This window comes from Pseudomonas sp. FW507-12TSA (assembly GCF_058781435.1).
Window position 1 is genome coordinate 73812 of record NZ_JBYSWT010000011.1, and the last position, 12133, is coordinate 85944.

Here is a 12133-nt window from a genome sequence, read left to right on the forward strand (position 1 = left end):
AGGACTGCGTTTCATCTGTGTGCCGCATCATTACCTTGAACGTGCCTGAGGAAAAGTCGTGGATGCTCGATTGAATGCATTTCTTGAACGCGCCGATGCGGTCCTGGCTCGGATCGAACCGCTGTTGCCCAGCCCGCGCCAAGCCATCGACTGGAGCCAGTGCCTGGCTGCGCGCTGGCAACGTGAAGGCCGCAGCGGTTTCCTGCTGCCCCTGGACGTTAGCCTGGACATGCGCCTGAGCGACCTGATCGGGGTCGACAAGCAGCGCGAGCAACTGGCCCGCAACACCCAGCAGTTCCTCGACGGCTTGCCGGCCAACCACGCCTTGCTGTGGGGTTCGCGCGGCACCGGCAAATCTTCCCTGGTCCGCGCCCTGCTGGCCGAGCACGCCAAGGGCGGCCTGCGCCTGATCGAGATCGAGCGCGACCACCTGGCCGACCTGCCACGGGTGGTGGAGCAACTGGTCAAGCTGCCCCAGCGTTTCGTGCTGTTCTGCGATGACCTGTCCTTCGAATCCGGCGAGGGCGACTACCGGGTACTCAAGAGCGTGCTCGATGGCTCCCTGGAGCAGGCCCCGGAGAACGTTCTGTTGTACGCCACCTCCAACCGCCGCCACCTGGTGCCGGAGAAGGAAAGCGACAACGAGAACTGGAAGCGCGTCGATGGCGAGCTGCACCCCAGCGAAGCGGTGGAAGACAAGATCGCCCTGTCGGACCGCTTCGGCCTGTGGCTGTCGTTCTATCCCTTCACCCAGGAACACTTCCTCAACGTGGTGGAGCACTGGATCGGCGAACTGGCCCGCAAGGCCGGCCTGAAGTGGCAGCGCGACGAAGAGCTGGACATCCTGGCGGTGCGCTGGGCTACTGGACGCGGCAACCGCAACGGTCGCTGCGCCTATCAGTTCGCCCGCTATTGGGTGGGCCTGCAACTGCTGGAGCAAAAGGCATGATCGATCTGAAAAACGCCGGACAGGGCCTGGACGGTTATGGGCTGCTGTGTGCCCAGCTCGAATCGCTGCTGGTCGATGAGCGTGACTTCATCGCCAACGCGGCGCAGTTCTCGGCCTTCCTGTTCAGCCAGCTCGACGACCTGAACTGGGCCGGGTTCTACCTCGCCCGTGGTGAGGAACTGGTGCTTGGCCCGTTCCAGGGGCAGATCGCCTGCGTGCGCATTCCTTTCGGCCGGGGTGTCTGCGGCACTGCTGCAGCGACCTTGCAGACCCAGCGGGTAGAGGACGTGCACGCCTTTGCCGGGCATATCGCCTGCGACAGCGCCTCCAACAGCGAGTTGGTGGTGCCGCTGCTCAAGGCTGGCCGCTTGATCGGCGTACTGGACCTGGACAGCCCGAGCCTGGCGCGCTTCGGCGTCGAGGACCAGGCGGGGATCGAGCGCCTGGCGCAGATCTTCCTGAACGCCAGCGACTGCTGAGCCCTCAGCTGTCCAATCCGGCCTTGCCCAGCAAGGCCGCCTGGTCCACTTCGTCGATCTGCTGCGGCGTCAGGAAGCGCTCGGCGTACTGCTGATAGATCTTCTGGCGGATGAACAGCCCGAACAGTTGCGGATCGATATGGGCGTCGCGGCACATCATGGCCATGATGTTCAGCGCCTCGCTCAAGGTCTTGCCTTTCTTGTACGGACGGTCTGCCGCGGTCAGCGCCTCGAAGATATCGGCGATGGCCATCATCCGCGCCGGCAAGCTCATCTGCTCGCGCTTGAGTTGGCGTGGATAACCGCTGCCGTCCATTTTCTCGTGGTGACCACCGGCGATCTCCGCCACGCCCTGCAAGTGGCTGGGGAAGGGCAGGTGTTCGAGCATGATGATGGTCTGCACTATGTGGTGGTTGATCACGTAGCGCTCCTCGGCGGTCAGGGTGCCCCGGGGAATGCTCAGGTTGTACAGCTCGCCACGGTTGTACTTGTGCTCCGGCACCTGGAGCTTGAAGCCCCAGGGGTTGTCGGCGGCGAACACTTCCGAGCTGTCGCGCTCCAGCAGGTGGTCGGGCCTGTCGGCCAGCAAGGTTTCCGTGACCGGCAGGCTGGGCGCCGGCGAACGCTCCAGGCGCTGGCCCTCGGTCCAGGATACGCCCAGGCGATTGTCCAGGGTGCGGCTCCAGGTGCGTTGGGCGATGCGCTGCAAGCGCTGCTGGTCGGCCTCGGCCATGAACTCCGCCCCCAGGTTGCAGCGGGCGACGAAGGCGAATTCCTCGTCCAGCTCCTGTAGCCGGGCGTCGCGCTCGCTGGCTTGGGGCGCTTCCTCGGCCCCTTGGGCCAGGGCCTTCCAATAGTCGATCCAGACATCGCGCTTGAGCACTTCGAAGCGCGTGCGGATTTCATGGATCCGGTCGTTCAGGGTTTCCAGCTTGGTGGCCTTGTCCACCACGTATTCAGGGGTGGTGACCTTGCCGCAGTCGTGCAGCCAGGAGGCCACATGCAGCGCTTCCCATTCGTCCTCGCTGGGCCTGTAGGTGGCGAATTCCGGCTCCTGGCTGGCCGCCGCGGCCTCGGCCAGCATCAGGGTCAATGCCGGCACGCGCTGGCAATGCCCGCCGGTATAGGGGCTCTTGGCGTCGATGGCGCCGGCCAGCAACTGGATGAACGAGTCCAGTAGCTGCTTCTGCTTGTTCTGCAGGCGCTGGCTTTCGATGCACAGCGCGGCGGTGGCCGATACCGCCTGGATGAAAGCGATGCGATCGGGGCTGAGCTTGTCCAGGTCCGCCTCGGTACCGCTGTCCACCAGGAACAGCAGGAGCATGCCCACGGTCTCGTGGTGCCGGTTGCGCAGGCGAATTCCCACCAGGTGGGTGCTGGGGCTGTCCAGGGCGAGCAGTATCCTTTGCAACTGGCCGGCCTGCTCGAAGCCCAGGGTGGTGACCACGTTGTCGTGGTCCGCCAGCTGGCGCAGCCAGTCCGGGTTGTGCGGGGCGGCCAGGTCCTGGGTGGCGATATCGAACGACGACAGGTCCTGGGGTTGCCCGTCGATGATCAGGCCGTGGGGCTCCAGGCGCGATCCCTTGCTCTCGCAGAGGTAGATCAGCCCGGCCTGGGCCTGGGCGATCTTCACCGTTTCGAACAGCACCCGCTGCAGCAACGGGTCGAAGCGGGTTTGCGCGGACAGGCTGGCATTGATCTCGAAGAAGCTGGCCAGGGTGCTCTTCATCCGCGTCATGGACACGCTCAGCTGATCCACTTCCAGCACCGGTGAACGGCGTGAGGCCGGGTAATGGAAGTCGAAGCTGCGGATGGCATCGGCCTCTTGCACCAGGTTACGCAACGGACGGACCAGGATGCGCGAGATCAGCCAGCCCAGGGGCAGGCACAAGAGCAAGGTGGTGAGGGTGATCAACGCGCCTTGCCAGCGCAGGCGGTAGGCATCGGCCAGCAGCTCATCCTCGGGCACCAGCAAGTCCAGTTGCAGGCCGCCGGGGCCGCCCTCGGCGATGTGGCTGCTGGCGACTATCCAGTTGCGGCCCTGGGCCTGCAGGTGACCGTCCTCGGTCCGCCCCTGCAACAGGGCATCGAGCGCCGGACTCAGGTCGCTGCCCTTGATCAGGCGTGCGGAGCGTTGCTCCAGCAGCAGCTTGTGACTTTCGGGATAGGCCACGACATTGCCCAGATCGTCCAGCAGGGCGACTTCGGTGGTGGGCGTGACCCGATGCTTGGCCAGGGTCGAAGACAGTTGTTCCAGGGTCAGGTCCGCGGCGATCACTGCCAGCTTGCCGCTGCTGCGAGCCAGGGTGGTGCCGACGTTGAGGGTGGAATAGAACACATAGGGGCGGGTGGTGATCTGGTCGGTATTGCCCCGGGCATTGACGAACCAGTCCCGGGTCCGTGGATCGTAGCGCTCGTCCGAATGCTCCAGGCGCTCGAGCAGCACCAGGTTCGCGTCATAGAACAATGACTGCGACTTGACCTGGCCGGCACTGGCATCGCGCTCGATGCTCCATACCTCATAGGCGCTGTTGGCCGGGGCCTGGCGCTTGTCCCGGATCTGGGCGTCGCGCAGCGGGCGCACCATGAAGAAATCGCCGTTGGCATAACCCAGGTACAGCGAGGCCAGGTCGGAGTTGTCCAAGAGGGACTGGCTGAATGGCCGGAGCAGTTCCAGCCGCTGCTCCAGGCTGGGGGCCTGGGTCGCCGACCTGGTCGCCAGCAGGCTGAGCACATGGCGGATGGGTTCGTAGGTGGATCTCAGGTCGCTGCGGACATCCTGCTCGATGCGCTGGAACAGTTTTTCGCTGCTGCCCAGGATGATCCGGGTGGTGGCGTGGTAGTTGTAGATGCCCAGTATCACCCCGGTCATGAGCAGCAACAGGGTGAACATCACACTGATATGAATATGCAGAGGGAAGCGGCGTTGTGCGGGCAAGGGGGTGCTCGGCATTCCAGTTCTCTCCAAAGGCACATCGGGCTTGGCTCAGGATCCAAGCATAGTTAAGGCGGGCATTCCTGCCTCGACTGGCCTGGAGTTCGCCGACCTCGACCCGCTCCCAGGCATGGACGGTGTGGGCGGTAGGTACGGCGAAGAGAATACTGGCTTTGTGATATCAATCTGGCAATAGGGTATCGCCAGGGACCGGTATCAGCTGCCGGTGATGGTGCAGTGCGGGGCGCAGGGATCAGGTGGCAGGTTGGCGCAAGGATTCGATGTGTTGGTGCAGGGCCTGGCTGAACCGCACCAGGGCCAGGTCGAGGTCGCGCACCTTGGTATCTAGGGTGTCGATCCCGCTGTCATCCTGGCAGGCCTGCTCCAGTGCTTCGCAGCAGCGGTACAGGACATTGGCCCCGGCCATCAGCGCAGAGCCCTTGACCTTGTGGGCCAGGGCCCGCAGTTCTTTCTGGTTGCCGACGGCGATCAGTCCCAGCATCCGCCGATCGTCGTGGCAGCATTGCAGCAGCTCCCTGAGCATGCGCAAGGCGAACGGCGTATCGCCGCGGGTGAGGGCCAGGAGGGCGGCCATGTTGAAGCAGTCCGCCCTGGGCAGCGGGGCGAGCATCGCCAGCTTGCGGCCCAGCAGGTTGATGCCCAGGGGTTTGAACAGGCAGTCGTGCATGCCGGCTTCCAGGCATTGCCGGACCGTTTCCCGCTCATGGCTGGCGCTGTAGCCGATCACAGTGATGGCCGGACGCTGCGTCCGGGCCTCGTCGCGGCGTATGGCTGCGGTCAGCTGGTAGCCGTTCATCCCGGGCATGTTGCAGTCGACGATCAGCAGGTCGAAGTCCCCGGCCAGCCAAAGCTGGTATGCCTGTGTGCCATCCTCGGCGCAGGTGACCCGGTGCCCCAGGTACTCCAGTTGCCCCTGCAGCAGCGCCAGGCTGGCCGGATGATCGTCCGCCAGCAGGATATCCAGCGGCGGGCTGGCGAGCTGGCGTACCGGTTCCTCGATCACCGGGGCGGGCGTCTCGCGGCCGGCCAGGGTCAAGCCGACCCGCGCCTCGGTGCCAGGGCCGTTGCGCCCGTGCAGGGTCAGGCTGCCGCCCATCTGCTGGCACAGGTGGTGACTGATGGGCAAGCCCAGCCCGGTGCTGTCGCGGGCCGACTGGCCGGCCGTGGCGGATTGGGCGAAGGGTTGCAGCAGCACGCGCTGGCGTTGCTCCTCGGCGATGCCCAGGCCGGTATCCAGCACTTGCAGGCGCAGCCGGAACTGGCCCGGGAGGGAATCGGGCTGCAGGTGCAACCTGACCCGGACTTCGCCCAGGTGGGTGAACTTGATCGCATTGCTCAGCAAGTTGCTGAGCACCTGCTTGAAACGCAGGGCGTCGATCAGTACCTGGGGTTCGGGTTCCGGGGCGTTGAACTCCAGATGCAAGCCCAGGTGCTTGCGCCGCGCCAGGACCTGGAATATCCCCATCACCGGATCGACGCAGTCCCGCAGCAGGACCCAGTCCGGGTTGAGGGACATTTGCCCGGACTCGATCCGAGTCACGTCCAGCAGGTCCGCCAGCAACTCCCGCAGGTCCCTGGCAGAGTCCAGCGCCAGCTCCAGGGAGCAGCGGTTCGGGTCCAGTGGCTGGGTACGGCGCAGCACCAGTTCCAGCAGGCCGACCAGGGCATTGAGCGGCGTGCGGATCTCGTGGCCGATATTGCCCAGGAACCGGCTTTTTTCGCGGCTGGCGGTTTCGGCCTGCTGCTTGCCGGCCTTCAACTCCGTGCTGGCCTGCTGGGCCACTTGCAGCGAGCGTTGGCTGCGACGCAGCCGCCGGTATAGCCAGGCTAGGCCCAGTCCAGCCGCCAGGAGCAAGGCCCAGGGGGCGGGTTGTTGCAGTATGGGCTCGATCATTGCCATGGCCTGCGAAGTGGCCAGGGCGGCAGGCACAGGCGGTTCATATCAGTGCATGGCGCTTGGCCAGGTCCACCAGGGTGTTCATGGAGGTGGTCGCCAGTTTTTGCATGATGCGCTTCTTGTAGGTGCTGACGGTCTTGTTGCTGAGGAACATGCCCACGGCGATCTGCTGGTTGGTCTGGCCCATGGCGAACAGCTGCATGACCATCAGTTCCCGGTCGTTCAACGAGTTGAACTGGGCCAGTTCCAGGGTCTGGCCCAGCGCCACCTGGTTGATCAGCAGGGCCTGGCTGGGGAAGTAGTTGTAGCCATTGCAAATGGCCCTGATGGCGCTGAGCAGCTCGCTCAGGTCCTGCTGCTTGCAGACGAAACCGCTGGCCCCGGCGCGCATGCAGCGATTGGCGAAGAGCGTCGCCGACTGGGCGGTCAGGACCAGGACACGCAAGGGCTTGGGCATGCTGCTGAAGCGTTCCAGGAGCTCCAGGCCATCCAGCTTGGGAATGCAGATGTCGAGGATGATCAGGTCCGGCTCGGATTCGCGGACCATCTGCAAGGCATCGACGCCGTTGTCGGTCTCACCGATGACCACATACCCCTCGTGCTCCAGGAGAAAGCGGATGGCCAGGCGTATGACGGGATGATCGTCGATGATGAGTACCGAGCGCATGCAGGCCTCCTGTAGATGAATGGAAAACCCGAACAGTAGCCCAGCTGCCTTGGGGGTGGCGTGGCGAAAAAGACCGTGAAGCGAATTCGAGAACGGTCCTACAGCGAATAAGGGGAGGTATTACAGGAGGGTGGTAATCAGAGGAAGTCCCGTGCGGGGAAGGGAGTGGCAAAGGCCGCCCCCGGGAGGGGCGGCCGATGCTTCAAGGTGCTTTCTGGTCGATACCGGCTTGCAGCAGTTGGCTGTCACTGTGGCCGCCGACACGCAGCGGGCCCAGGTTGAACACCTGGTCCTTCTGGGTGGCGTCGTCCTGCTTGCGGGTCAGTTCGTTGCCACTGCCCAGGGCCAGGTTGACTGGCGACTTGGACAGGTTGAGCCCGGCGTCGACGCGGTAGTCCGAGCCGCCCAGGTCGACACGTCCGTCGCTGGCGCCGATACGGGCCCCGGTCAGCCTGGTTTCGCCGCTCACCGACAGATTGACGCCCTGCCGGCCACTGATGCCCGAGGCCTGCTGCACGCTGTCCTTGGCCTGGTGACTGAGGTTCAGGTTCAAGGTCGGGGTGTAGGAGGTATTGCCGCTCTTGTCGCCGAACAGCACGTTTTCCGTGGTGTTGGCCACGCTGGCGCCAGTGCTGGTCTTCTCGTTGACCGAGTAGCTGTCGCTGGTCTTGGGCCAGAAGCGGTCCTTCAGGCTGGAGAAGCGATTGCCCAGCGCGTCGGCCTTGTCGGCGAGATAGCCCTTGGCCTTGTCCACGCTGTTGCCGATGGCGCCGCGAGGCTCGGGGTTGACCTCGTAGCTGGCGCTGCGGCTGAGCTTTTCGCCCAGGCGTTCCTTGGCATTGTCGGCCTGGCTGACCAGGCTGTCCTTGGCCGAGCCGAGCTTGTCCACGCCCTTGTCGACGGCGTTCTCGAGTTTTTCCCGGTGCTTGCCGAAGCTCTTCTCGGCCTTGGCTTGCAGGTCGTCCTTGAGCGGACCGGCGGGTTTGGCCAGCTTGCTCACCAGGCCAGGCTGGTTCTTCTCCGCGTCCAGCTTGGCGTCAATGTTGACCTGGGTGGAACGCACCTGGTCCTGGCGGCTGTCGATGGTCAGGTCTGCGCCGATCGCCCCGTCGACCCGCTGGGCGTCGATGTGGGCGCCGGCCAGGTGCACGTTGCCGGCACTGGCGAGCACAACCTGGTCGGCCTTGATCAGGCTGTCGTGCTGGGTGCTGTTCTGGCGCCGGTCGACGTCGATCTTGGCCCGGGCGTTGATCCCGTGGGCGTTCTTCGCCGGGCCCTGCTCGGCGTCGGTCGGGGTGGTCTGGCTCAGGTTGGCCCCGGCGCCCAGGGTCAGGCCCCAGTTGTTATGGACCTGGGTGGCTTGTGCCGACTCCTGGTAGAGACCGCCCTGGGCGGCATCGAGCACCACCTTGCCGGCGTCGATCCGGGTGCCTTGCAGGTGGATCGCAGCATCGCCGCTGGCGCCGCTGGCGAGTGTTACCTGGCCCTGGCTGTAGACCTGGCCGCCACGCTGGTCCTGGTCCTGCTCGGAGACCCGGCCGATGTTGAAGTTGGCGCTCAGGTTGGCGTTCTTGCCGCTGCTCTGCTCGCTGCTGGACTTGCCACCACCGGCGGTGAAGCCACCGCCCAGGTTGCTGCCCTGGCTGGCGTGGGTGTCGGTGGCGGCTTGCAGGTCGAGCTTGCCGCCGGCATTGAGGCTGACATCCGCCGTGGGGCGCGCGGCGTTGCCGATCTTGGTGCCCTGCAGGGTCAGGTTGCCGCCACTTTCCAGCTGCACCTTGCCCTGGCCCTGGATGCTGGCGACGTGCGCCTGGCTGTCCTGTTGGTCCAGGCGCTTGTGGTCCAGCTGGACCCCGGCGCCGACGTTGAGGTTGGTGCCGCTGCTGCCGGGCAGGGTGCCCAGGCTCAGCGAGGCATCGCCACGCAGGCTGGAGTTGCTGCTGTCCTGCTTGTCGTTGGCCTGGTTCAACGCCAGCTCGCCGCCGGCCTTGATCTTCACGTCGCCCTGGCCGCCATTGAACTGGCTGCCTTCGAAACGGCCGTCGCCGGCGACTTTGATCTCCACGCCCTGGCTGCCGGCATAGCTGCCCACCTGGGCCTTCTCGGTGTTGCTGGTGACGGTGCTGCTGCCGCCGGCGCCACTGCCACGGATGTTCAGGTCTTCACCGGTGTTGGTGTAGACCCGTACGCCGACCTTGGCGTCCACCGCCTGCTCGCTGCTGCTATGGGTATCCTTGGCGGCGCTGGCCACCAGGCTGCCGGCATCGATCTTCAGCGCGCCGTCGGTGGCGCGGTACTGGGTGCCCTGGTCCTGCAATTGGCCGTCGGCCTTGACCTGGACCTGGCCACCGCTCAACTGGCTGGCCACCGCAGTGCTGGCGCTGGTGTCGAGTTGGCGGTTCTGGTGGCTGATATCCACGTCCAGCCCGATGTTGGGCTGTTCCAGGGCGTCGAGTACCCCGGGTTGGTGGAATTTGCGCTGGGCCACGCCCTGGACGGCTTTCTCGATGGGCCGGGCCACGCCCTTGTATTCGACATTGGCGCCGACATCCACCGCCCAGTTGTTTTCCTGGTGATGGCTGCTTTCGCTGTTGCGCGCGGCACGGTTGTCGATCTGCCCGGCACTGACCTGCAGCTTGTCACCGGCCTTGACCTGGGCGCCCTCGGTGCTCAGGCGGTTGCCGGCGCTGATGGTCAGGTTGCCGCTGGCGGCGATGTTGCTGGTTTGTGCGGTGCTCTTGCTGCTGCTGTCCTGGCTGCTGTTATGGGCTACCTCCACGCCGTTGCCGGCCCGATCCAGGCCGCCGGTGTAGTAGAAGCCGCCGCCGGTGGTGGTGCTGTCGCTGTGCTTGTCTTGCTTGTCGTGCGCTGCCAGCAGCTCGACGTTCTTGCCGCTCAGGCTGGCATCGCCGGCGGTGGCCGCCACTTTGCTGCCCTGGATGCTCACGTCCTCGCCGGCGCTGACCGCCAGGCTGGCGCCGCCGAGGCTGGACGCCTGTTGCCGGGTGCTGTCGCTGCTGTCGTTGCGTTGCTGGTCCTGGTAGCGCACGCCGGCCCGGTACTGGCCGCTGCCGGGTGCGGTCTGCTTGGCGTAGGCATCGAAGCCGCGCTGTTGCGAGCTGCTGCTGGTGTGCTGGGTGTCCTCGGCCGCTGTCACCTTGACCGAGCCCTTGGCGCTGGCGTCCAGCTGGCCCTTGGCGCTGACCTGGGAACCACTGACGACCAGGTCCTTGGCGCTTTGCAGCTTGAGGTTGCTGTCCGAGCGCACTTGGCTGCCGACGGTGGTGCTGGCTTTGTCCTGCTGGCGGCTCTCGTCCTTGGCCACGCCGAAGAACTTGCTGTCCTTGCTATGGCTGTTGGCGTGGGAGGTGTCCTGCACGCCGTCGATGGTCAGCGAACCGTTGTCGCTGATGACGCTGGCCTGGGTACCGCCCCGGGCCTGGCTACCGCTGATGCGCACGTTGTCGGCTTGCACGATCAGCTTGCCGTCGGCATTGACCTTGCTGCCCTGGTTCTGGGTCTTGCCCTGGTCGCCGTCGGCGTTCTTGCCGAAGAAGCCACCGCCCACCAGGTCGCCGGAGTAGCGTTGTTCGCTACTGCTGCTGTGGCGGCTGGCGCTGTTGATATCCACGTCCTTGGCAGCCAGGCGGATGTCACCCTGGCTATGCAGCTCGGCACCCTCCAGGCGCAGCTTCTGCTTGCTCTGGAGTTGTAACTGGTTGCCGCTCTTGAGCTGGCTGGTGATGCTGCGTTGCTCGCTGCTGGCGGTATCCCAGGTTTCCTTCCACAGGTGCTTGCGGTGCTGGCCCTGGTCGCGCTGGGTATTGGTCTCGGTGGCAGCCGTGAGCAGCAGGTCGCCATCGCTGTTGGCGGACAGGCGATTGCCGGCCTCGATGCTGCTGGCCTGGATGCGGGTATTGGCGCCGGACTTCAACTCGGCATCCTGTTGCGCCACCACCTTGTTGCCGTGCTGGCGGCTGTCGCTGCCGGTCTCGGTGCGGTCGTAGGTTTCCCAGGTGATGCCGATGGTGCTGTTGTCCCATTGCTGGCGCTTTTCCTGGAGCTTGCGGCTTTCGATGCTGCTCAGGGTCAGGTTGCGCCCGGCGTCGAGCTTGACGTTGCGCCCGCTGACGTCGGTGGCGGCCAGGTCCAGGTCGCGGCGGCCATGCAGGTCGATGTCGCCCTGGCTGCGCAGGTCGGCACGGGTGGCGTCCAGGCTGTTGGCCACGGCCTGGCCGCGGATGTCCAGGTCGCCGGCGGAGCTCAGCTTGATGCCATCGTGACCGTCGATCTGTACCGCGCCAACGCGTACCCCGGCGCCTTCGGCGGTGCTGACGATATTGATGCGCCCGGCGCGCATGGCCCCGAACAGGCTGGCGTCGATGCGTTGTTCCTGGGTATGGCCGGCAGGATCGACCCGGGTTACTTGCCCCTTGGCATCGAGCTGGTTGCGGCCTACGGTCAGGTTCAACTGTTTCTGGGCCGCAAGTTCGCCCTGGCTGTCGATGCGTGGAGCGATCAGATCGATCGAGCCGTTTTCATTACGCAGGCCGCCACTGTGGATATCCAGCTGGCCACGGGCGTCCTGAGTGGTGAAACCTTGCAGCTTGCCGCCCTCGAGTTCCGGGCGCCCCACTACCAGGCTGGCGTTGGGGGTGTTGAGGAAGCTGCCACCGTTGACCGAGATGCCGTTGGGGTTGGCCAGCACGAAATCGGCGGCGGTGCCGGCGATTTCCTGGATACCGTTGAGCTGCGAGGCATTGCGGCTGATCACTTCGTTGAGGATCACGCTGGCCGCCTGGCCCTGGAACTGCGGGTTGGCCGCCACCTGGCCAGCCAGTTGCGAAGCTGCCTGGTGCAACACATCGCTGTTGTTGTTGAGCACTACGCCTTGCTGGCCGACGTTGTAGTCCAGGAACTGGTTATGGGAGAGGCCGCCGGAGTTGGGCGCGACGATGTTGACGATGGGCACGCCGCCCTGGTCTTGCAGGATCGGCACGCCACCCGGGCCCTCGACCACGGTGATGCCGCTGGCCAGGGCCAGGGGCAGGTGGGAGACCAGCAGCAGGCTGGCAATGGTCCAGCGCAAAGTGCCCTGGGGGGAAAGGTGGAACCTAGTGTTGTCAGGCATGAGAACCTCGTTCTAAGTGGTTGAGCCCGGCGCTTTCTTCGGTGCAACGGCGCG

Annotated in this window: 6 protein-coding genes; 2 read left to right on the top strand and 4 right to left on the bottom strand. The window is 65.3% G+C overall.

Annotated features, from left to right (window positions below; all coding sequences use genetic code 11):
- Positions 1–58 precede the first annotated feature (58 nt).
- Positions 59–949 carry an ATP-binding protein gene (locus AC3WK8_RS12740; protein WP_103324929.1) on the top strand — a complete coding sequence of 297 codons (891 nt, stop codon included), beginning with the start codon at positions 59–61 and terminating at the stop codon, positions 947–949.
- Positions 946–1428: a GAF domain-containing protein gene (locus AC3WK8_RS12745; RefSeq protein ID WP_103324930.1), complete on the top strand. Its 483-nt coding sequence runs from the start codon at positions 946–948 to the stop codon at positions 1426–1428. Before AC3WK8_RS12740 ends, AC3WK8_RS12745 begins: the two co-directional genes overlap by 4 nt.
- 4 nt (positions 1429–1432) lie before the next feature.
- Here the strand turns inward: AC3WK8_RS12745 and AC3WK8_RS12750 are convergent, their stop codons facing one another.
- From AC3WK8_RS12750 to AC3WK8_RS12765, 4 genes are all read right to left on the bottom strand, one after another.
- Positions 1433–4381, bottom strand: a complete 2949-nt coding sequence (locus AC3WK8_RS12750) for an HD domain-containing phosphohydrolase (protein ID WP_103324931.1) — start codon at positions 4379–4381, stop codon at positions 1433–1435.
- Positions 4382–4616: 235 nt separating this feature from the next.
- On the bottom strand, positions 4617–6278 hold the full coding sequence (locus AC3WK8_RS12755; protein ID WP_103324973.1) for a response regulator: 1662 nt from the start codon (positions 6276–6278) through the stop codon (positions 4617–4619).
- A gap of 43 nt (positions 6279–6321) precedes the next feature.
- Positions 6322–6948: a response regulator transcription factor gene (locus tag AC3WK8_RS12760; RefSeq protein ID WP_085596727.1), complete on the bottom strand. Its 627-nt coding sequence runs from the start codon at positions 6946–6948 to the stop codon at positions 6322–6324.
- Between the two features lie 202 nt (positions 6949–7150).
- Complete coding sequence (locus AC3WK8_RS12765; protein WP_103324932.1) at positions 7151–12079, bottom strand: hemagglutinin repeat-containing protein; 4929 nt, start codon at positions 12077–12079, stop codon at positions 7151–7153.
- Positions 12080–12133: the final 54 nt, after the last annotated feature.

Coding starts and splice junctions, on each gene's coding strand:
- AC3WK8_RS12745 (WP_103324930.1), top strand. CDS start 946: ATGATCGATCTGAAAAACGCCGGACAGGGCCTGGACGGTTATGGGCTG.
- AC3WK8_RS12750 (WP_103324931.1), bottom strand. CDS start 4,381: ATGCCGAGCACCCCCTTGCCCGCACAACGCCGCTTCCCTCTGCATATT.
- AC3WK8_RS12755 (WP_103324973.1), bottom strand. CDS start 6,278: ATGATCGAGCCCATACTGCAACAACCCGCCCCCTGGGCCTTGCTCCTG.
- AC3WK8_RS12760 (WP_085596727.1), bottom strand. CDS start 6,948: ATGCGCTCGGTACTCATCATCGACGATCATCCCGTCATACGCCTGGCC.
- AC3WK8_RS12765 (WP_103324932.1), bottom strand. CDS start 12,079: ATGCCTGACAACACTAGGTTCCACCTTTCCCCCCAGGGCACTTTGCGC.